The following is a 19,385-nucleotide window of genomic DNA, read 5'->3' on the forward strand; positions in this document are numbered from 1 at the left end:
AGATCATGAACCTGTCACGACTGCTTGCCGAATATAACGCCGCCAAGGGGCCTGTGCGTATTGGTTTGATTGGGGCGGGAAAATTTGGCTCAATGATCCTCGCGCAGGCAAAGCACATCAAGGGCTATCACATTGTGGGCGTTGCTGATCTTGATATCAGCAAGGCCAAAGCCTCCTTTGCGCGCGTTCATTGGGCTGCCGAGGCCTATGACGCCCCGACCCTCTCTGACGCGTATAAGACGGGCAAAACCTGCATTACCGATGACGCGCAGGCCTTGATGGAATTTGATGGCATCGACTGCGTGATTGAGGCCACAGGGCATCCGATTGCAGGCATCCGCCATGCGCTTGCCGCCATTGAGGCGGGCAAACATGTGATCATGGTTAATGTTGAGGCCGATGTTTTATGTGGGGCCTATCTGGCCGCGCGCGCCCGTGAAAAAGGTGTGGTCTATTCCATGGCCTATGGCGATCAGCCCGCCGCCATTTGCGAACTTGTCGATTGGGTGCGGGCGAGCGGCTTTGAATTGGTCGCCGCAGGAAAGGGCATGAATTTCTGCCCGCATTACCGCTATTCGACCCCCGACACGGTCTGGGGCTTTTTCGGGTGGAGCGATGAAGAAGTCGCTGCAGGTGATTTCAATCCAAAAATGTATAACAGTTTCACCGATGGCACGAAGGCGGCGATTGAAATGGCCGCGGTCGCCAATGCCACAGGGCTTGACTGTCCAGAGGATGGCTTGGCCTTCCACCCTGCGGGGCTGCATGATCTGGCACGCGTATTCAAACCCCAATCCGAAGGCGGGCAATTAGCCCGTGCGGGTTTGGTCGATATCGCAGCAAGTCGCGAGCCCGATGGGCGGGTGGTGATGAACAATATCCAATACGGAATGTTCGTCACCTTTCGGGCGCCCGATGAATATACGCGGGCCTGCTTTCAACAATATGGGCTCTTGACCGATGACAGCGGGTGGTATGGGTCGATGTGGCGGCCGTTCCATTTGATCGGCCTTGAAACATCGGTTTCCGTGTTGAATGCGGTTTTGCGAGGCGAGGCGACAGGCAGTTCAACGCTTTACCGCGCCGATGCAGTCGCAACCGCCAAAGGAGATTTCAAAGCAGGCGACTATTTGGACGGCGAAGGCGGGTTCAAAGTGTGGGCCAAGGCAATCCCCGCCACGCGCGCGGCCAAGGTCAATGCCTTGCCAATCGGGCTTGCACATCACATCAAACTCAAGCGCGACATCGCCCGCGACCAGATCGTGACCCTAGACGATGTCGAAATTAAAGACGATCTCGATATATTTGAGATGCGCCGTGCCTTGCGCGAAATGGCCAATGGCTAGGGAGGGCAGCATGAACATCCAATCCATGGCGGATTCAATCCGCTTTTTGGCACTTGATACGATTGTGGCAGCGGGTGAAGGTCATCAAGGCGTGCCGCTTGGCATGGCCGAGATTGCCGCAACGCTTTACGCCAATCACCTCAAGGTTGACCCCAAAAACCCGCTCTGGCCCGACCGCGATCGCGTGGTTCTCTCCAATGGTCATGGATCTATGTTGCTTTATGCGCTGTTGCACCTCTCAGGCTATGAAAAGGTTGATCTTGCGGCGGTGAAATCTTTTCGAAAATTGCACTCGGTCTGCGCAGGCCATCCCGAGATTGAGCAAGATGCAGGGATTGAGATCACCACGGGGCTGCTTGGCCAAGGCATCGCCTGTGCGGTTGGCATGGCCGTGGCCGAAGAACGGATGCGCGCAGAATTTGGCGCTGATCTCTGCGATCATCGCACATGGGCCTTTGTGGGTGATGGCTGCTTGCAGGAGGGCATTGGCCAAGAGGCGATTTCACTGGCGGGTCACTTGCGCTTGGGGCGTCTGACATTTCTTTGGGATGACAATCATATCACCGATGACGGCGACACCGCTTTGTCGATCAGCGAGGACATTCCCGCCCGTTTCACCGCGGCGGGATGGCATGTGGTCGAGGTGGATGGCCATGATATCGCCGCGATTGATGCCGCCATTCTATCTGCAAAGTCTGACCCCCGCCCCTCTTTGATTGCGTGCCGCACCACAATCGCGCGCGGCATCCCCCGCCTTCAGGGGCAACGCGGCGGACATAGCGCGCCACTCTCCCCGAAAGACGCGGCTGAGGCGCGCGCTGCGCGCAACTGGACGCACGAGGCCTTTGTGATCCCGCAAGACATTTATGCCGATTGGACAGCCGCAATGTCCCGTGGAAGAGGTGCCGCGCGGGATTGGGCCGCGCGTCTAAAATCCGACCCAAAGGCCACAGAATTCACCCGCCGAATTGAGGGCATATTGCCCCAAAACTGGCCGCAAATTATGGCCGATATTGAGGCGCGTTTAACAGCAACGGACGCAGCCCGCGCGACAATCGCCTCATCGGGTGATGTTTGCGAAGGATTAGAGGCAGCTTTGCCCGAGCTGTGCATTCTCTGCGCAGATTTGGAGGCCCCCACAAATCACAAGCGCGGTCGCACGGCCTTTGGCCCTGAGAACCGCCAAGGCAGCTATGTGCATTGCGGTGTGCGCGAGCATTTAATGGGGGCAATGGCCTGTGGGATCGCCGCCCATGGCGGGCTAATTGCGGTCAATGTGACCTATCTGGCCTTCGCCGATTACGAGCGCCCTGCAATGCGGATGGCCGCCTTGATGGGGCTGCCCGTGCTTTTTGTCTTTAGCCATGACTCCATCGGGGTCGGGTCGAATGGGCCAACCCATCAGCCCGTTGAAATCCTCGCCAGTTTTCGCGCTATGCCGAATTTCTGGGTGATGCGCCCAGCCGATGCGCGCGAAACAGTCATGGGGTGGGATCAAGCCCTGCGCCGGAAATCAGGCCCTACCCTTTTGGCGCTCAGCCGTCAGGACTTGGTGCAGCTGCCCTCCGTCATGGGTTGTGCCAATGGGGGCTATATCCTGGCAGGCGAAGACCCTCGCGATATCACGCTGATTGCAACAGGCAGTGAAGTTGCACTTGCGCTTGACGCGGCCGCACAGTTGCAAGAGGCAGACATCCGCGCCACGGTTGTGTCGTTGCCCTGTTGGGAAATTTTCGAAACTCAAAGCCCCGCGCAGCGCGCCGCAATCCTGGGCACGGGGCCCAAAATCGGTATTGAGGCCGCTGTGCGGTTTGGGTGGGATCAAATCCTTGCCCCAGAAGATCCGTTTATCGGCATGACGGGCTTTGGCGCCTCTGCAAAAGCGCCCGAACTCTTCGCCCATTTCGGCATCACAACCGAGGCCATTGTTGCCGCCGCCAAAGCACGGCTTGCGCGTTAAGTCGCAAGATAAGTCTCTAGCGTTTTGCGCACCCCCTCACGGGATAGGGCTAGATAGGCATCCGTCACGGGCGCATGAATAGCAGCGGCAAGGCTTGGGTCGAAGATCGCCTCAAGGCCCAAAATTCGTGTAACCGCCTCGGCCTCATCCACGCCTGAATGAGCGGCGCGCAGGACATCGGCCATAGGATCGCGCAACTCAATCGCCTCCCCCGCCTCGTCAAAGCCAGCGGTGTAGCGCATCCACCCTGCAACAGCGAGGACCAGACCCCGATCCTCAGCCCCCTTTTTGCGCGCCGCGCGCAATGTCCCAAGCAGGCGTTGCGGTAATTTCTGGCTGCCATCCATCGCGATCTGCCATGTGCGGTGCTGGATCGCGGGGTTCTTGAACCGCGCCCGCAAGGCTGCGGCATAATCTTCAAGCGATACACCCTCAGGCGGGGTCAAATGCGGAATGATCTCGCGCGCCCAAAGACGTTGCGCATAAGCGTCAAACACGGGATCAGCCATAACATCCGTGATCGTATGATGCCCCGCAACATAACCCAAATAGGACAAAGCCGAATGGGAGGCGTTGAGCATCCGAAGCTTCATATCCTCATAGGGGGCGACATCTTGCACCAACTCCGCCCCGACCTGATCCCATGCAGGGCGCACACCGCCGACAAAATCATCCTCCATCACCCATTGGCGATAAGGTTCGTGCACCACGGGTGCGGCATCGGCAAAGCCCGTCAGGCGCGCCACTTCTGCGCGTGTCTCATCGGTCGTAGCGGGCACGATCCGATCGACCATGGTTGACGGAAAGGCCCCATGATCCGCGATCCATTGCGCAAGATCTGGGTCAAGAATTTGTGCAAATTCCAAAACCAGCCCGCGCAAAAGTTTCCCGTTATGAGGTAGGTTATCACAGCACAAAACGGTAAAGGGCGGGATGCCCGCCGCCTTGCGCAAGGCAAGCGCGCGGATCAGATAGCCAATGCTGCTTTGCGGGCTGTCATGGGTCAAATCATGGATGATATCAGGGTGATCTCGATCCAACGCGCCGCTTGCGGGATGGTGGCAATAGCCTTTCTCCGTGACGGTCAGCGAAACAATTTTGACCGAAGGGTCTGCCATTACGGCCAAAACCGCAGAAGGGTCTTCTGGGGCAACCAAAACCGCGCTTAGGCTTGTAACAAGGAGAAGCTCTGCACCATCTGGGGCTAGTTCCAAAGCGTGATAAACAGCGCCTTGCGGTTGCAGCGCATCACGGGTTGTGGGCGATTTGAGAGAAACCCCGATGATCCCCCAATCCCCACCTGCCTTTGCCATAGCCTGCTGCGTGTAAATTGCGCCATGCGCGCGAAAAAACGCGCCAAGGCCCAAGTGAACAATGCCCGGGCTTGGGGCAGGTGCCGTGCGGGTCAAAGGGTTATCGGGCAAGCCATCCTCCATCTACATTGATCACCGCACCATGAATATAAGCCGCCGCAGGCGAGGCGAGAAAGGCCGCCGTATGACCAATATCTGACGGCTCGCCCCATCGGCCTGCGGGAATGCGCGCCAGAATTGCCGCATTGCGATCGGCATCTTTGCGCAGGTTTTCCGTGTTGTTGGACACAACATAGCCCGGCGCAATCGCGTTGACATTGATGCCGTCTGCCGCCCATTCATTGGCCAAAATTTTGGTTAAACCTGCAACCCCATGTTTTGAGGCCGTGTAAGCAGGCACGCGAATGCCACCCTGAAACGCCAACAATGAGGCAATATTCACCACCGCTGCGGGGCCGCGCGGCGCGTGCTCGAGATGCGCCTTGGCGAAGGCCTGCGTGGTAAAAAACAACGCCTTGAGATTTACATCCATCACCGCGTCCCAATCTGCCTCCGTATAATCGAGACTGTCCTCGCGGCGGATGATGCCCGCGTTATTGACCAAGATGGAATAGCCCGCGCCCGCAAAAATTTCGCGCGCGGCCATGGGATCCGCAAAATCAAGGATCATCTCATCGGCAATACCGCCCTTCGCCGCAATCGCCGCGCAAGTTTCAGCGCAGTTGCGCCGCCCCGCACAAGTGACAGATGCCCCTTGATCGGCCAAGGCAAGGGCAATGGCCTGACCAATGCCTGTATTCGCCCCCGTCACCAAGGCCCGTCTGCCTGCGAGGGAAAACGCGCTCATCGCAGATCCTCCAGATCGACAAAATCCATATCCGTGAAATCGACATTATCCCCCGCCATGGCCCAGATGAATCTGTAATGCCCATGCCCTGCGCCCGCGTGAATTGACCACGGCGGCGAAAGCACAGCCGCCTCATTTCCCACAACCAGATGACGGGTTTCTTGCGGTTCCCCCATCAGATGCAGCACCCGCGCCTGTGGTGCCATATCCCAATAAAGATAGGCTTCCATGCGCCGATCATGCGTGTGTGGCGGCATCGTGTTCCAGACCGATCCTTGCCCCAAAGTGGTGTAGCCCATGACCAATTGGCAGCTCTCCATCACCAAAGGATGGATGAATTGGTTGATCACGCGCTCATTGGCCGTCTCAGCCGCGCCCAAGGCCACGCGGTTGCTGTCTTTCGGGGTAAGATGACGATGTGGATAGCGGTGATGCGCGGGGGCGGAGGTAATGTAAAACCGTCCCGCCCCTGAGAAGGTCACATCACCCGCACCCATCCCAAGATAAAGCACATCGCCCTGCGCCATCTCCCACATCTGACCATCCGCGCTGACTTGGCCTGTGTCCCCAATATTGACGATGCCCATTTCACGGCGCTCCATGAAACTGGCCGTGCGCGTCTGTGCAATTTTATCAAGGCGCAGACTGCCACCATTTGGCACAGCGCCGCCAAGGGTGAAGCGGTCATAATGCGTATAACACAGCTTGATCTTGCCGCTCTCAAACAGACCTTCGACCAAAAAGGACGCGCGCAACATTTCCGTATCCATACCCTTTGCGTGATCAGGGTGAATGGCATGGCGGGTTTCAACCTCGATCATCAGGGCAGTCCTTTCAAAGTTTATAGGCACGGCGCGCAAGCCCCGTGGTTAAGTCCTGCATCAGATCACCCGCTTCGCTTTCGTCCAAGCGTCCCGTGACAATCAATTCCGCCAAATAGGCCGCATCGACCCGCCGGGCGACATCGTGGCGCGCGGGGATCGAGCAAAAGGCACGCGTGTCATCATTGAACCCTGCAAGGTTATAGAAGCCTGCGGTTTCCGTAACCGAACGGCGAAAGCGCATCATCCCTTCATAGCTGTCATGGAACCACCAAGGCGGGCCCAAAAAGAGACAAGGATATACCCCCGCCAAAGGTGCCAGTTCGCGGGCGTAGCTGCTTTCATCCAAGGTGAATAGGATCAGATGGAACCCGTCCGCGCGGCCAAATTCCTGCAACAAAGGGCGCAGCGCGGTGACGTAATCGGTGCGTTGCGGGATGTCGTAACCCTTATCCCGACCAAAGCGCGCCAAGACCCAATCGGAATGATTGCGCTGTGATCCTGCATGTATTTGCATCACCAAACCATCTGCAACCGACATGCGCGCCATCTCTGTCAGCATTTGCGCGCGAAACAACTCGCGCGTGGCGGGATCAGCCTTGCCTGTCATGACATCGTCAAACAGGGCCGCGGCCTCGGCCTGCGCGAGATTGGCAGTGTTGGCAGTTGGGTGGCCATGATCAGTCGCAGTTGCACCCAAAGATGCAAAATACGCTCGGCGGGTATGATGGGCCGCGAGATAACTCTCCCATGTTACAGCACCGCCACCATGCGCACAGAAGGCTTCGACATTGCCTATGAACCCATCAAAATCAGGATCGATAACCGCGTCAGGCCGATAGGTGGTGATGACGCGACCCTGCCATCCGCTGTCGCGGATCCTGCGGTGATGGGCCAAGTTATCAAGCGCGCTTTCCGTGGTTGCGAGAACCTCTAACTTGAACCGCTCAAATAGGGCGCGGGGCCGAAAGGCGGGGCTTGCTAATTTCTCGTTGATGGCATCAAAAGCCGCGTCTGCCGTCTCTGGCGATAGTCTTTGATCTAGGCCAAACAAATCTTGCAGCGCGTGGTCAATCCACATCCGCGAAGGGGTTGCTGCAAAAAGGCGATAGTGCCGCGCAAACAACCGCCAGATTTTGCGCGAGTCCCTTTCCACCGCACCACCATCGGCACGCGGCACGCCTAAATCCTCTAGCGCGACACCTTGGGAATGAAGCATCCGAAACACATAGTGATCGGGCGTGATGAACAGTTTGGCGGCGTCTTCAAAGGGTTCATTCTGCGCGAACCACTGGGGGTCAGTATGACCATGGGGTGAGATGATCGGCGCATCTTTGACCTGCGCATAAAGCGCACGGGCCAGCGACCGCGCTGTAGGCTCTGTAGGAAACAGGCGGTCTTCGCTTAAAAAGCCCATAGGCGGCCCCTTTTGGTTAATCTTCTTGCAAACTGATATGCTAGGATATAACCTAGGTCAATCAGACAGGGATTGATCCTGAAATGACCCAAGATATGCCACTCATATCGCTTGACCGAACCGCCCGCCCTGCGATCGCGGATTTGGTCTATGGGGAATTGCACAAACAGGTGCTCAACCTTGACCTGAAACCCGGTGAGAAGCTGTCAGAAGCTGAGATCGCAAAACGGTTTGAAGTCTCCCGTCAACCGGTGCGCGATGCATTCTACAGGCTTTCGAAAATGGGCTTCCTGCTGATCCGCCCGCAACGCGCCACATTGGTATCGTTGATCTCCACCCGGGCGGTGATGCAGGCCCAGTTCATTCGCATCGCGCTTGAGGCTGAGGCCGTGCGCCATGCGGCCACGCGGCTTACTGCGGCAGATATTCAAGCATTGGAGGGGCTGATCGCAGAACAGGCCGCCGCCAAAGACGCGGGCGACAAGCTGCGGTTTCATGCCGCCGATGACGCCTTCCACCGCGAAATCTGTTTGCGGGCGGGCCTAGAATTTACATGGGACCTGATTGCCGAAAACAAAGGCCATATGGATCGGGTCAGAATGCTGTCCTTGGCGTTTTCATCGCAAACGGCATGGGATGATCATATCGCGCTGACCCGCGCCTTAGCTGATCGTGATCCTGATGGCACGGCAGAGATCATGCGCGCGCATCTCTCCCGCATTCATGAACAACTGATCCGTATTCGGGCCGAGCATGAAGCCTATTTCGAAGATGACGACCCAAGCGAGGCATCCCTGCCCCTTGGATTACGGGAAAAGAGGATGCCCTGATGCAAGAACCTGCCGCACGCAACGGAACCCATCTCGCCCCTGATATGATCGCGCGCTACTGGGAGGATGGGTTTCTCTTTCCAATAGATGTTCTGTCACGCGATGAGGCGCAAACCTATCGCACCCAACTAGAATGGGTCGAGCGCGATTGGTTAGAGGGTGATTTGCCCCTGCCCCTGAACACCTATAAGCGCGTCAATGCGCAACTGGTGATGCCCTTTGTGCATGAGATCGCCACCAAACCACAGGTTTTAGATGTGATCGAGGGCATCCTTGGCCCTGACATTTTGATCTACAGCGCAGAATTTTTCATCAAGAACGCGCAAAGCGATCAATATGTCTCGATGCATCAAGACCTGACCTATTGGGGCATGGGCACCACCTCTGAGATGGTCACCGCTTGGATCGCCCTTTCGCCCGCAACACGGGCGAGTGGTTGTATGGATTTCGTCAAAGGCAGCCATAAATCCGAAATTCTACCGCATACCGATACGTTCAATGAAAAAAACCTATTGTCGCGCGGCCAAGAGATTGCGGTCGATGTGGCCGAAGAAGACAAAACCGCGATTGAGCTTATGCCGGGGCAAATGTCGCTTCACCACGGGCTGACCATTCATGGCTCTGGCCCGAATATATCGGATGATCGGCGCATCGCAGTGGTTGTACGATATGTGACGCCGCAAGTGGCGCAGAATATGGCGGATCGGGATTACGCGATGCTTGCGCGTGGCATTGATCGGGTGGGCAAATTCATCCATTACACCGCCCCCCAAACCCTATTCGAGCCACGCGCAGTTGATCTCTACGATGAAATCAGGCAGGCGCGCGCCAAGGCCATGATGGCAGGCGCCAAAGCGCAAAAAGGCATCTACGCCTAAGGCCCTCTAAACACAGAAAGCCCCTCCCCATGCTTGCGATGCTGCATGTTCTGACACGTGACATTTTGCCAGTCTTTGCCATGATGGCGCTTGGCTTTCTCTTGGGGCGAGCCAAGGTGATCAGTGGCGCGGATGCAAGCGTCTTGAACCGCGTAGCCTTTCTGACGTTGCAACCCGCGCTTTTGTTCCCGCTGATCAACAAGCTTGATTGGCACGCCTTTCAATTTGACGCGATTGGGCTCTATGCCGCCTGTCAGGTGATTGTATTTAGTCTGACCTATGTGGTTTGCCGCTATGCCCTGCGGCGCGAGAGGTTGGAGGCGTGGCTGCTGGCAATGGCCACGATTTTCGTCAACACGCTGCTCTATATTTGGCCAATCTCCTATCTGATTTATGGCGAGGTCGCAGCCCTGCCCATCACGGCTATCGTGGCATGGGACGCAACTGTAACTTTTGCGTTTTTCATCATTACAACCGATTTGATGGCAAACCCCGATGCGGGCATTCGCCAATCCCTGCGCCGTATGACACGCAACCCTGTGTTGATTGCCATCGCGTTTGGGGTCGTGACCAATCTGGCGGGTTTGGCTGCACCTGCGCCTATCTTAACGGGGCTTGATTTTGCGGGCGCGGCGGCAGCCCCGTTGACCCTCTTCGCGCTTGGCGTGATCTTGTCAGGCCACCCTTTGACCCCCAATGCCACAGTGATGGCGGTGTCTGGCCTCAAATTGCTGGCGTTTCCCGCTTTGGTTTACGCGGCCCTCCATTTGGGCGACCGCCCCATGCAATGGAACACACTGATTGTGCTATGCGCCGCAGGCCCTGCGGGAGCGATGTCCTTCGCGCTTGCCATGTTGCACGGGGTGCGCACCGATGTGATTGCGCCTGTGATTATCTGGACATCAACCCTGTCGCTGATTTCGCTGGCATGGTTGGCTTAGCAATATCGCTCAATCGTGCGCATATGGTGATAGGAATAGCGATCCCCATGGGCAAACCCAACGGGCAGCACCGCCTCGATCTCTGCCATATCTGCATCGGAAAGACTGATCTCATCGGCGCGGGCCCATTCCATCAGATGCGCCGCTGTGCGTGTTCCTGGAATAGGCACAAACCCCGCCCCACGCTGCAGCACCCATGCCATGGCCAACGCAGAAACTGGCACAGATTTCGAATGCGCCAAAGCCTTGAAGCGGTCAATCAGCGCCTTGTTCTTCGGGTAATTCTCGGCGGAAAAACGCGGAATATCACGGCGCAAATCACCTTCGGCCATCTGCCCCGTGTCAGGATAGCTTTCGCCAAAGACACCGCGGGCCAGAGGTGAAAACGGCACGAAAGTGATCTCCAATTCCGCGCAGGTCTGGATCACCCCCAATTCAGGCAATCGCGACCACAGCGAATATTCGCTTTGCACCGCGAGAGGCGGCAAAATCGCATGTGCCGCACGGATCGTAGAAGGGGCCACCTCTGAAAGGCCATAGCCGCCAATCTTTCCTTCTGTGATCAAATCCCCCATCACCCCCACAGCCTCTGCCAGTGGCACATCAGGATCACGGCGGTGAAGGTAGTAAAGCGCCACATGATCCACACCAAGCCGCGCAAGCGACCCTTCAATCTCGGTGCGGATATGCTCGGGGCGGTTATTCACAGGCGCGGCAGGGTCGCGCTGAATGCCGACTTTGGTCGCGAGAACCACATCCCGCGGGGCCTTTTTCAGCCAAGCGCCCAACACCTGTTCCGAGCGGCCCATGCCATAGACATTGGCCGTATCCAGAAAGGTGATCCCCATCTCATAGGCCTGATCAAGGCAGGCGTGGCTTGTGGCCTCATCGGTTTCGCCAAAGACGCCCGCAAAGCTCATGCAGCCCAACCCAATCGCCCCAACCCTTGGGCCATTGGCCCCCAGTTTGCGCTGTTTCATTGCTGCCTCCTGCCTTGCTCTCTTTTTGACCTGCCTATAGGGCCGCGCGCAGGCCCGCCTGTCAAGGCAGGGCAAAACTTGGCCCTTTTCAAGGCGTTAGAATTTGCCCAAAGTAACCCCATGGGATCAACCAAGGGAGGGGTATGTTCCATGTCCATTCTTGCGTCACTAACGCCACCAAAGGGTCTGCGGGTCTTGATCACTGCAGGGGCGGGCGGCATTGGCAAATGCATTGCAGACGGGTTTGTCGAGACAGGCGCGCGGGTGCATATTTCAGATATCAACGCCGCCGCATTAGACGCCGCAATAGGCGGGGCCATCACGGGCACGCGCGCCAATTCCGCCGATCCCAAAGATACAGAACGCCTCTTTTCTGAGGCTTTGGATCACTTGGGCGGATTGGATGTTGTCATTGCCAATGCAGGTATCGCAGGCCCGACCGCCACTGTTGATGCAATCGCCCCCGATGAATGGGATGAGACATTAGAGATCAACCTAAAAGGGGCCTATCTCGCGGCCCATCACGCGCGCTTGGAATTGGTGAAATCTAAGGGACAATTCATTGCGATCTCATCAGTTGCAGGGCGATTGCCCTATGCGTTTCGCACACCCTATGCCGCCTCGAAATGGGGCGTAGTGGGATTGGCAAAATCCCTTGCCGCTGAACTTGGGCCAGATGGGGTGCGCGCCAATGCAATCCTTCCTGGCATTGTGGAAGGCCCGCGTATTGACGGCGTTATTTCCGCCCGCGCCAAACAGACAGGCGTCAGTTTCGAGGAGATGCGCGAGACATATTTGGGCAAGGTTTCGCTGCGCCGTATGGTCAGCCCCAAGGATATCGCCGCAATGTGCCTGTTCCTGTCTTCCGCAGGGGGCGCGAATATCTCAGGCCAAGCCCTCAGCGTCTGCGGGGGGGTCGAAACCTTATAACCTTGCTTGACCATTGGCCTTCTGGCCCTAGCACTAACCACAACACTGACCCACTACAAAAAACGAGAGCATCCTCAAATGGCTAAGCCGCGTAAAGTCATCATCACCTGTGCTGTCACAGGCGCGATCCATACCCCGTCCATGTCGCCCTATCTGCCTGTCACCCCGCAAGAGATCATTGATGACGGGATCAAGGCATTTGAGGCAGGCGCGTCTATTCTGCACCTCCACGCGCGCGACCCTGAAAACGGGCGCCCCACACAAGACCCGGAGATGTTCTGCAAATTCCTGCCGCAACTCAAACAGGCGACCTCAGCGGTGTTGAATCTCACCACGGGCGGCTCGCCGCATATGACCGTGGCGGAGCGGATGCGCCCCGCCGCAGAGCTGAAGCCCGAAGTGGCCTCTCTCAATATGGGTAGCATGAATTTCGGACTTTACCCCATGCTCAACCGTTTCAAAGAATTTAAACATGACTGGGAGCGCGAGCATCTCGAAAACAGCCGCGACCTTGTCTTTAAAAACACCTTTGCCGATATCGAACATATCTTGCGCACGGGTAATGCCAACGGCACGCGGTTCGAGTTTGAATGCTATGACACAAGCCATCTCTACACTTTGGCGCATTTCGTGGATCGCGGCTTGGTCAAGGCCCCGTTCTTGGTTCAAACCGTCTTTGGCCTCTTGGGCGGCATTGGCGCGCATCCCGAAGATGTCGCGCATATGAAGCGCACGGCAGATCGTTTGTTTGGGGATGCTTATGTGTGGTCGGTTTTGGGTGCTGGGCGCAACCAATTGCCCGTGGCGGCCCAAGCCGCCGCACAAGGGGGGAATGTCCGTGTCGGGCTTGAGGACAGTCTTTGGGCGGCCCCGGGCCAATTGGCACAAAGCAATGCCGACCAAGTCAAAAAAGCCCGCGCTCTTCTTGAAGGCCTAAGCCTGGAGGTGGCAACGCCTGACGAAGCACGCGAGATGTTGGATTTGAAGGGGGCGGGTGATGTCGCCTTCTGATTTGAAAGGCGCGGTCATCGTTACGGGTGGCTCACGCGGGATCGGCGCTGCAACAGTGCGCCGCTTGGCCCTCGCAGGCTATCAGGTTCTGTTCACCTATCACAGCAATGCCGCCGCTGCAGACAGCCTATGCGCAGAGCTTCACGCCAAGGGCGCGCAAGTGGTGGCCCTGCAATCCGATGCGGCTGACCCCGCCGCAGCGGAGGCGGTGGTGGCCGAATGCATCGCGCACTTTGGGGCGCCAATTGCGCTCTTTGCCAATGCGGGCACCACGGGCCCTGCCCTGCCATTGCGTGACCTGAACATGGCAGACCTAAAGCGTGTTATCGACACCAATCTTCTGGGCGTCTTTGCGATCACCAAGGCCGCCACTGCCGCGATGTCCGAAGGTGCGTCTGTGGTTTTGATGTCGAGCCGCGCAGCAAAATTGGGCGGTGCAGGCGAATGGGTGCATTACGCCGCGTCAAAGGGGGCGATTGATACAATGACCCTTGGCCTTGCCCGCGAATTGGGGCCCATTGGCATCAGGGTCAATGCGGTGGCGCCAGGTTTGATCGATACCGAAATCCATGCTGCCGCAGGCGTGGGAGATCGTTTGGTTACCAAGAAAAACGATGTTCCGATGCGCCGTATCGGACGGGCTGATGAGGTCGCGGAGGTTGTCGCATGGCTGATTTCTGACGCGGCAAGCTATGTCACCGGCACCATCGTGGATGTCTCAGGCGGACGCTAAGCGTTAGACCAGTTCACGCAGCCCGCGCCCTGCCGCCCCCTGTCTTGCGCATCAAGGCAGAATAGTGATTTATATTTATCTATAAAAATATAAATCACGGGCGGGTGTCGACTGAAAATGGCGGGCAGCGCAACGATACTGACAGAATTGACCAAGCGTAAATCACCTCACGGGCGGGTGATGGCGGTTTCCATGATGAAGGATGAGGCGGCCTATCTGCTGGAATGGGTGGCGCATCATCTGGCCGTTGGGTTCACGGATATTCTCGTCTACACCAACGATTGCTCGGACGGGACAGTCGAAATGCTACAGCGCCTTGAGGAATTGGGCCTGTGCTATCACCGCGAAAACGTGATCCCAGAAGGTCACAAACCGCAGCCCTCTGCGCTGAACCATGCACAGGCCGAGCCCTTGGTTCAATCCGCCGATTGGGTGTTGGTGTTTGACGCGGACGAGTTTCTCGCAATTTCGCACCCCTCTGGCACTTTGGATGGGATGATCACCGATGCCGTAAACCGCGGCGCAAATGGCGTTGTCATCACATGGCGCATTTTCGGGTCGGGTGGCGTGGTCGATTGGTCACGCGCCCCTGTGACTGAACAATATCTGCGCGCAGCCCCGCACCATGACAGCCTCGCTTTTCACGAAGCCCGATTGGCCACGCTAAAATCGAACCCCAGCTTTAAGCAAATCATCGCAAGCCTGCGCGCGGCGCATGAAACACCATACAGCGCTCTGAGCAGCGTTTTATTCACCCAACCCCTGCCCCCCGTTGCAAGGGATATGGTCGCGCAACTGCGCGCAGGCGGTCATAGCGATCGAGAAATCGCGCAAATGATTGCTCAGTCCCCCCTCATCGCGGCAAAAGAGGCCGAGATTGACGCAGCTGATGCCGCCTTTTATCGCGGGTTGGGGCTTACGCCGATCCGAACGTCACCAGAATAGCGGCGTTAATTTGCCTTTGACTTTGGCAAGAAGGGCAAGGGCGCAATTTGCACCCCGTCCTCAACCAGGGCTTTTGCCTCCTCAGGGGCTGCTTCGCCGTGGATCATGCGCTCGGGCGCGGTGCCATCATGGATTGCGCGCGCTTCTTTTACAAAATTCTTGCCAACATAGGTCGAATTTTCTTCGACATGTTTGCGCATCGCTTGGATCATTTCCTGAAGTTTGCCATCGGGGGCGCTTAGCGCCCCTGTCGGCGGGGTGCTTGGCACAGGCAGGTTATGTGCAATTTGAGGGCTATCGCCTTCGCTTGGGGCGACACGAGGCGCCATGATCGCCTTTGTGACATCAGAAGATCCGCAAACACCGCAAGACAGCAATCCCCGCTCCGCCAGATCGTCAAAGGCGGCAGCAGATTGGAACCAACTGTCAAACCCGTGCCCTTCGGCACATTTCAACGCATATCGGATCATAGAGGCCCTAATTGTGGCGAAAACGTCAGAGTGCAAGTGGGGCTAAGTGTTACATCCTGCACATTGCCCCCTGCAAGGGCCAAAATTACGTTGCAGGGGGTGGTGGCAGAAACCCTTTCAGGATCGCCTTAAGGTCAGGTTCCCGCACCTTTGACGCGGCCTTCTTCGGGGAAAACCATTTGCGCCGCCGTTCCCCCGCTTCGGGATATTTATCGGCCAAAGATTTCACCTCGACAGGAAAGACGGACACGATACAGGGCACTGGATCGGCGCTATCAATCTCTTTGGAATAGGAATAAAGCCCGACACAAAGGTCTAGGGTCGTGCCGCGCACACCTGCCTCTTCCCATGCCTCTATCCCTGCGGCTTCGGCGGGGGTTTTGCCATCCATGGGCCATCCTTTGGGGATGATCCACCGCTCACTGTCACGCGAGGAGATCAACAAAATCTCAACGCCTTTTTTCTTGCGGCGAAAACACAGCGCTGCGAATTGCGAGCGCGGATCCCGTTTGGATGCCCCCTCAACCCGTAATGGCCCTTGCACTGTGCGAAGATTGCTCATCGCGTTTTATCACCGCTCTTTGTTATATTCGTTATGCCCCAGTCTGCCGAACTTTCCCAAGAAAAGCAAAATAAACCATGAATTTTTCAAGCGAGGATGGGCGCATGTAGCACCCGCGCCCTTGATCGCTTTGGCATTTCGACTAACTTTTGCACAAATGCCAATCGAAGGAGCAGCATTGATGACAGTCTCAGGGATTTTGGCCAAATCCGTTTTGGTTTGGGCTGTGGCCACATCAATGGCCATGGCTGTCGAGGATTTCACATTTCCTTCGATTGATGGCGGTGAATATCGGTTTTCAGACTGGCGCGGGCAACCGATTTTGGTGGTAAACACGGCATCGCAATGCGGCTTCACACCACAATATGAGGGATTGCAGGCCTTGCATGATCGTTATGCCGATCAGGGATTGATTGTATTGGCCGTGCCTTCCGATGATTTTGGGCAGGAACTGGCCAGCGAGGCCGAAGTGGCCGAGTTTTGTGAATTGAATTACAATTTGACCCTTCCGATGACCGAGATCACGCGGATTAAAGCCCCCGATGCACATCCATTTTTCGAATGGCTCGCACGCGAACATAATGCGCGGCCATCATGGAATTTTTCAAAGTTCCTCATTGATGGAAATGGTGAATTTGTCGAGGATTGGTCAAGCCTGACAGGCCCGACAAGTGGCGCGATCATTCGGGCGGTTGAGCGCGAATTGGCGCGCTAGTCCCTGTGACCACACCCGTTTTTCTTGGCTCCGAGATATATCGCGGATCAACCTATGGTGCGTGGCACCCCTTGCGCATTCCGCGTGTCTCAACTGTGATGGATTTATGCCGCGCCATGGGGTGGCTGAGCGCCGCGCAATATCGCCAAAGCCCGCGCGCCAAGCCAAAAGCCCTAACTGCATGGCATGACCGCCTCTATATCGAGGCGCTCATGCGCGCTGAAGAAACCCAAGATGTGGATGACGCGACCCGCGCGCGCCATGGCCTTGGGACTGTGGCAAACCCCGTCTTTCCCGAAATGTATCGCCGCCCCGCCACGGGGGCAGGTGGCGCGCTTTTGGCGGTTGAATTGCTGCGCGCAGGCGGTGTTGTGTTTCATCCAGGCGGTGGCACGCATCACGGGCTGCCCGACCGCGCAAACGGGTTTTGCTATCTCAATGACCCTGCGCTTGCGATCACGGCGTTGCGACAGCAGGGGCTGACGCGCATCGCCTATGTCGATATGGACGCCCACCATCCAGACGGGGTGGAGCATGGGTTCAAGGGCGCGACCGATGTCTTGATGATCTCTGTGCATGAAGAGCGGCGTTGGCCATTTACAGGGGCGCTGGACGATGATGGCGGGGGAAATTGTCTAAACCTGCCCGTCCCGCGCGGGTTTCATGATGCGGAAATGGCACTCATTCGCGATATGCTGATCTTGCCCGCCCTTGCGGCGTTTTCCCCTGAGGCGATCGTGTTGCAATGCGGTGCAGATGCGGTGACCGATGATCCGCTCTCAAGGCTCTGTCTCTCTGCGCAAAGCTATTGGGACATGATCGCTGCCGTTCAAGCGTTGCGCTGTCCCCGCCTATTGGTGACAGGGGGTGGGGGCTATAACCCGTGGACAGTCGCCCGCGTCTGGAGCGGGATTTGGGCCACACTCAGCGGGCAAGATATTCCTGACCGCCTCCCACAAGAGGGCGAAGCGGTCTTGCGGGGCCTATCTTGGGCAGGGCATTCGAAAGGGAAATCACCACCCGCGACATGGTTCACGCAGTTGCATGACAACCAAGACGAAACACCAATTCGCGACACAATCCGAGATCGCATTGCCCTGCTCTCTGCGCGCCCTGCGGCGCAGGGCGTTTTGCCATAAAAAAGGCGGCCCCGAATAGGGGCCGCCTGATTGTCATTCGCGCACCACAAGGTCTTAGGCGATTTTCGGCAGCAAGCTGTCGATTGAGGCCTTCGCATCGCCATAGAACATCCGCGTGTTCTCTTTGTAGAAAAGCGGGTTCTCAATTCCCGAATAGCCCGTGCCCTGCCCCCGTTTGGAGACGAAAACCTGCTTGGCTTTCCAGCATTCCAACACAGGCATCCCTGCGATTGGCGAGTTGGGGTCTTCTTGCGCGGCTGGGTTCACGATGTCGTTTGAACCGATCACGATGGCCACATCGGTGGATGGGAAATCCTCGTTGATTTCATCCATTTCCAGAACGATGTCATAGGGCACTTTGGCCTCTGCAAGCAGAACGTTCATGTGACCGGGCAAGCGGCCTGCAACGGGGTGAATGGCGAAACGCACGGTTTTGCCCGCCGCGCGCAGTTTGCGTGTAAGCTCGGCCACACCTTGCTGTGCCTGTGCCACCGCCATGCCATAGCCTGGGATGATGATGATGCTGTCGGCCTCGTTCAGCGCATTGGCCACACCATCGCTGTCGATTGCGATTTGCTCGCCCTCAATGGCCTGCTGCTCGCCTTTGGCACCGCCAAAACCACCCAAAATCACGCTGATGAAACTGCGGTTCATGGCTTTACACATGATGTAGCTGAGGATGGCACCCGAAGAGCCCACCAAAGCCCCCACAACAATCAACAGATCATTGCCAAGGCTAAAGCCAATCGCCGCCGCCGCCCAACCTGAATAGCTGTTCAGCATGGACACAACCACGGGCATATCCGCGCCGCCGATCCCCATGATCAGGTGATAGCCAATAAAGAGAGCCAGAACTGTCAAGGCAATCAATGTCCAGCCGCCTGCGCCGCCCAAATACATCGCGGCCAACGCCAAGGATGCGGCAGCGGCAGCAGCGTTCAAGATATGCCCGCCAGGCAATTGCTTCGCCGCACTGTTCACACGCCCTGCAAGTTTACCATAGGCGATGACGGAACCCGTAAAGGTCACAGCACCGATCCAAATCCCCAAGACCAATTCAACGCGCAAAATGCCAACTTCAACGGCGGTTTTCTTTCCCAACAGCGCCGCGAAATTGGACAGGGTGCCAAGCATGTCATAAACAGGCGCCGCAATCGGGCCTTTGGGTTGCGGGAAGGCCATACCTGCCTCGCGCAGAACCTCGCCCACGCTGACCAATTCAAGATGCGCGTTAAAGCCCACGAAAACGGCAGCAAGACCCACCAAGGAGTGCATGATTGCCACAAGTTCAGGCATTTGCGTCATTTGCACCTTGGTGGCGAGTTGATACCCAACCCCTGCGCCTGCCACGATCAAGACCAATGACATCAGCCACAGCCCCGAACCTGGGCCAATTAAGGTGGCCGAAATCGCAATGGCCATGCCTGCGATGCCATACCAAACCGCGCGCTTGGCACTTTCTTGTCCCGACAAACCGCCCAGCGAGAGGATGAAGAGGACGCCCGCGACTGCATAAGCCGCAATGGTGAAACCGAAATCCATATCTG

The 19,385-nt window shown here is 57.1% G+C and carries 19 protein-coding genes; 11 read left to right on the forward strand and 8 right to left on the reverse strand.

Features of this window, described 5'->3' with window-relative positions; genetic code table 11:
* Positions 1–5 precede the first annotated feature (5 nt).
* A complete protein-coding gene (locus AAC620_RS05515; protein WP_340243254.1) occupies positions 6–1,346 on the forward strand; it encodes an NAD(P)H-dependent oxidoreductase in 1,341 nt (446 codons plus the stop codon).
* A 10-nt stretch (positions 1,347–1,356) separates the two neighbouring features.
* Positions 1,357–3,306 carry a transketolase family protein gene (locus tag AAC620_RS05520; RefSeq protein WP_340243256.1) on the forward strand — a complete coding sequence of 650 codons (1,950 nt, stop codon included), beginning with the start codon at positions 1,357–1,359 and terminating at the stop codon, positions 3,304–3,306.
* On the opposite strand, the gene AAC620_RS05525 is transcribed toward AAC620_RS05520, so the two are convergent.
* From AAC620_RS05525 to uxaC, 4 genes are read right to left on the reverse strand one after another with little or no spacing between them, the layout of a single operon-like run.
* Positions 3,303–4,730 carry a mannitol dehydrogenase family protein gene (locus AAC620_RS05525; RefSeq protein WP_445322438.1) on the reverse strand — a complete coding sequence of 476 codons (1,428 nt, stop codon included), beginning with the start codon at positions 4,728–4,730 and terminating at the stop codon, positions 3,303–3,305. The genes AAC620_RS05520 and AAC620_RS05525 overlap by 4 nt on opposite strands.
* Positions 4,720–5,466, reverse strand: coding sequence for a 2-dehydro-3-deoxy-D-gluconate 5-dehydrogenase KduD (gene kduD / locus AAC620_RS05530; RefSeq protein WP_340243261.1), 747 nt, complete (start codon positions 5,464–5,466; stop codon positions 4,720–4,722). The genes AAC620_RS05525 and kduD overlap by 11 nt, the downstream gene beginning before the upstream one ends.
* Positions 5,463–6,287, reverse strand: coding sequence for a 5-dehydro-4-deoxy-D-glucuronate isomerase (gene kduI, locus AAC620_RS05535; protein ID WP_340243263.1), 825 nt, complete (start codon positions 6,285–6,287; stop codon positions 5,463–5,465). Before kduI ends, kduD begins: the two co-directional genes overlap by 4 nt.
* Positions 6,288–6,300: 13 nt before the next feature.
* Positions 6,301–7,704 carry a glucuronate isomerase gene (gene uxaC / locus AAC620_RS05540; RefSeq protein ID WP_340243265.1) on the reverse strand — a complete coding sequence of 468 codons (1,404 nt, stop codon included), beginning with the start codon at positions 7,702–7,704 and terminating at the stop codon, positions 6,301–6,303.
* An 83-nt stretch (positions 7,705–7,787) separates the two neighbouring features.
* Here uxaC and AAC620_RS05545 point away from each other — a divergent pair, with 83 nt between their 5' ends.
* From AAC620_RS05545 to AAC620_RS05555, 3 genes are read left to right on the forward strand one after another with little or no spacing between them, the layout of a single operon-like run.
* The gene (locus AAC620_RS05545; protein WP_340243266.1) at positions 7,788–8,534 is read left to right on the forward strand and encodes a GntR family transcriptional regulator; all 747 of its coding nucleotides are present in this window, start codon (positions 7,788–7,790) and stop codon (positions 8,532–8,534) included.
* The gene (locus AAC620_RS05550; protein ID WP_317656158.1) at positions 8,534–9,412 is read left to right on the forward strand and encodes a phytanoyl-CoA dioxygenase family protein; all 879 of its coding nucleotides are present in this window, start codon (positions 8,534–8,536) and stop codon (positions 9,410–9,412) included. Before AAC620_RS05545 ends, AAC620_RS05550 begins: the two co-directional genes overlap by 1 nt.
* A 29-nt stretch (positions 9,413–9,441) precedes the next feature.
* Entirely contained in the window at positions 9,442–10,353 is a 912-nt protein-coding gene (locus tag AAC620_RS05555; RefSeq protein WP_340243270.1) for an AEC family transporter, read from the forward strand.
* Here the strand turns inward: AAC620_RS05555 and AAC620_RS05560 are convergent.
* Positions 10,350–11,333: an aldo/keto reductase gene (locus AAC620_RS05560; protein WP_340243271.1), complete on the reverse strand. Its 984-nt coding sequence runs from the start codon at positions 11,331–11,333 to the stop codon at positions 10,350–10,352. The two genes, AAC620_RS05555 and AAC620_RS05560, sit on opposite strands and share 4 nt — an antisense overlap.
* 150 nt (positions 11,334–11,483) lie before the next feature.
* Here AAC620_RS05560 and AAC620_RS05565 point away from each other — a divergent pair, with 150 nt between their 5' ends.
* From AAC620_RS05565 to AAC620_RS05580, 4 genes are all read left to right on the forward strand, one after another.
* On the forward strand, positions 11,484–12,263 hold the full coding sequence (locus AAC620_RS05565) for an SDR family oxidoreductase (protein WP_340243273.1): 780 nt from the start codon (positions 11,484–11,486) through the stop codon (positions 12,261–12,263).
* Positions 12,264–12,341: 78 nt separating this feature from the next.
* Positions 12,342–13,274 (forward strand): BKACE family enzyme, encoded by a 933-nt coding sequence (locus tag AAC620_RS05570; protein ID WP_340243274.1) that lies wholly within the window; start codon positions 12,342–12,344, stop codon positions 13,272–13,274.
* Complete coding sequence (locus tag AAC620_RS05575; protein WP_340243275.1) at positions 13,261–14,007, forward strand: SDR family oxidoreductase; 747 nt, start codon at positions 13,261–13,263, stop codon at positions 14,005–14,007. Before AAC620_RS05570 ends, AAC620_RS05575 begins: the two co-directional genes overlap by 14 nt.
* A 117-nt stretch (positions 14,008–14,124) precedes the next feature.
* The gene (locus AAC620_RS05580; RefSeq protein WP_340243277.1) at positions 14,125–14,952 is read left to right on the forward strand and encodes a glycosyltransferase family 2 protein; all 828 of its coding nucleotides are present in this window, start codon (positions 14,125–14,127) and stop codon (positions 14,950–14,952) included.
* A 5-nt stretch (positions 14,953–14,957) separates the two neighbouring features.
* Here the strand turns inward: AAC620_RS05580 and AAC620_RS05585 are convergent, their stop codons facing one another.
* Together AAC620_RS05585 and AAC620_RS05590 are read right to left on the reverse strand one after the other, a co-directional pair.
* Positions 14,958–15,422 carry a DUF1178 family protein gene (locus AAC620_RS05585; protein WP_340243279.1) on the reverse strand — a complete coding sequence of 155 codons (465 nt, stop codon included), beginning with the start codon at positions 15,420–15,422 and terminating at the stop codon, positions 14,958–14,960.
* An 85-nt stretch (positions 15,423–15,507) separates the two neighbouring features.
* Positions 15,508–15,984: an NUDIX hydrolase gene (locus AAC620_RS05590; protein ID WP_340243281.1), complete on the reverse strand. Its 477-nt coding sequence runs from the start codon at positions 15,982–15,984 to the stop codon at positions 15,508–15,510.
* Positions 15,985–16,141: 157 nt separating this feature from the next.
* Between AAC620_RS05590 and AAC620_RS05595 the strand changes: the two genes are divergently transcribed.
* Both AAC620_RS05595 and AAC620_RS05600 read left to right on the forward strand, forming a co-directional pair.
* A complete protein-coding gene (locus AAC620_RS05595; RefSeq protein WP_340243283.1) occupies positions 16,142–16,699 on the forward strand; it encodes a glutathione peroxidase in 558 nt (185 codons plus the stop codon).
* A gap of 5 nt (positions 16,700–16,704) precedes the next feature.
* Entirely contained in the window at positions 16,705–17,838 is a 1,134-nt protein-coding gene (locus tag AAC620_RS05600) for an acetoin utilization protein AcuC (RefSeq protein ID WP_445322439.1), read from the forward strand.
* 54 nt (positions 17,839–17,892) lie between these two features.
* On the opposite strand, the gene AAC620_RS05605 is transcribed toward AAC620_RS05600, so the two are convergent.
* Entirely contained in the window at positions 17,893–19,380 is a 1,488-nt protein-coding gene (locus tag AAC620_RS05605) for an NAD(P)(+) transhydrogenase (Re/Si-specific) subunit beta (RefSeq protein WP_340243285.1), read from the reverse strand.
* Positions 19,381–19,385 lie beyond the last annotated feature (5 nt).

Origin of the sequence: Roseobacter sp. HKCCA2468 (assembly GCF_037805105.1) — a bacterium.
In the GTDB taxonomy this organism is placed as follows: Bacteria; Pseudomonadota; Alphaproteobacteria; order Rhodobacterales; family Rhodobacteraceae; genus M30B80.

Excerpts from the sequence above, each read along its gene's own strand:
- AAC620_RS05595 (WP_340243283.1), top strand. The coding sequence starts at position 16,142 with ATGCCAATCGAAGGAGCAGCATTGATGACAGTCTCAGGGATTTTGGCC.
- kduI (WP_340243263.1), bottom strand. The coding sequence starts at position 6,287 with ATGATCGAGGTTGAAACCCGCCATGCCATTCACCCTGATCACGCAAAG.
- AAC620_RS05580 (WP_340243277.1), top strand. The coding sequence starts at position 14,125 with ATGGCGGGCAGCGCAACGATACTGACAGAATTGACCAAGCGTAAATCA.
- AAC620_RS05560 (WP_340243271.1), bottom strand. The coding sequence starts at position 11,333 with ATGAAACAGCGCAAACTGGGGGCCAATGGCCCAAGGGTTGGGGCGATT.
- AAC620_RS05575 (WP_340243275.1), top strand. The coding sequence starts at position 13,261 with ATGTCGCCTTCTGATTTGAAAGGCGCGGTCATCGTTACGGGTGGCTCA.
- AAC620_RS05550 (WP_317656158.1), top strand. The coding sequence starts at position 8,534 with ATGCAAGAACCTGCCGCACGCAACGGAACCCATCTCGCCCCTGATATG.
- kduD (WP_340243261.1), bottom strand. The coding sequence starts at position 5,466 with ATGAGCGCGTTTTCCCTCGCAGGCAGACGGGCCTTGGTGACGGGGGCG.
- AAC620_RS05520 (WP_340243256.1), top strand. The coding sequence starts at position 1,357 with ATGAACATCCAATCCATGGCGGATTCAATCCGCTTTTTGGCACTTGAT.
- AAC620_RS05590 (WP_340243281.1), bottom strand. The coding sequence starts at position 15,984 with ATGAGCAATCTTCGCACAGTGCAAGGGCCATTACGGGTTGAGGGGGCA.
- AAC620_RS05565 (WP_340243273.1), top strand. The coding sequence starts at position 11,484 with ATGTCCATTCTTGCGTCACTAACGCCACCAAAGGGTCTGCGGGTCTTG.
- AAC620_RS05555 (WP_340243270.1), top strand. The coding sequence starts at position 9,442 with ATGCTTGCGATGCTGCATGTTCTGACACGTGACATTTTGCCAGTCTTT.
- AAC620_RS05545 (WP_340243266.1), top strand. The coding sequence starts at position 7,788 with ATGACCCAAGATATGCCACTCATATCGCTTGACCGAACCGCCCGCCCT.
- AAC620_RS05515 (WP_340243254.1), top strand. The coding sequence starts at position 6 with ATGAACCTGTCACGACTGCTTGCCGAATATAACGCCGCCAAGGGGCCT.
- AAC620_RS05570 (WP_340243274.1), top strand. The coding sequence starts at position 12,342 with ATGGCTAAGCCGCGTAAAGTCATCATCACCTGTGCTGTCACAGGCGCG.
- AAC620_RS05585 (WP_340243279.1), bottom strand. The coding sequence starts at position 15,422 with ATGATCCGATATGCGTTGAAATGTGCCGAAGGGCACGGGTTTGACAGT.
- uxaC (WP_340243265.1), bottom strand. The coding sequence starts at position 7,704 with ATGGGCTTTTTAAGCGAAGACCGCCTGTTTCCTACAGAGCCTACAGCG.
- AAC620_RS05605 (WP_340243285.1), bottom strand. The coding sequence starts at position 19,380 with ATGGATTTCGGTTTCACCATTGCGGCTTATGCAGTCGCGGGCGTCCTC.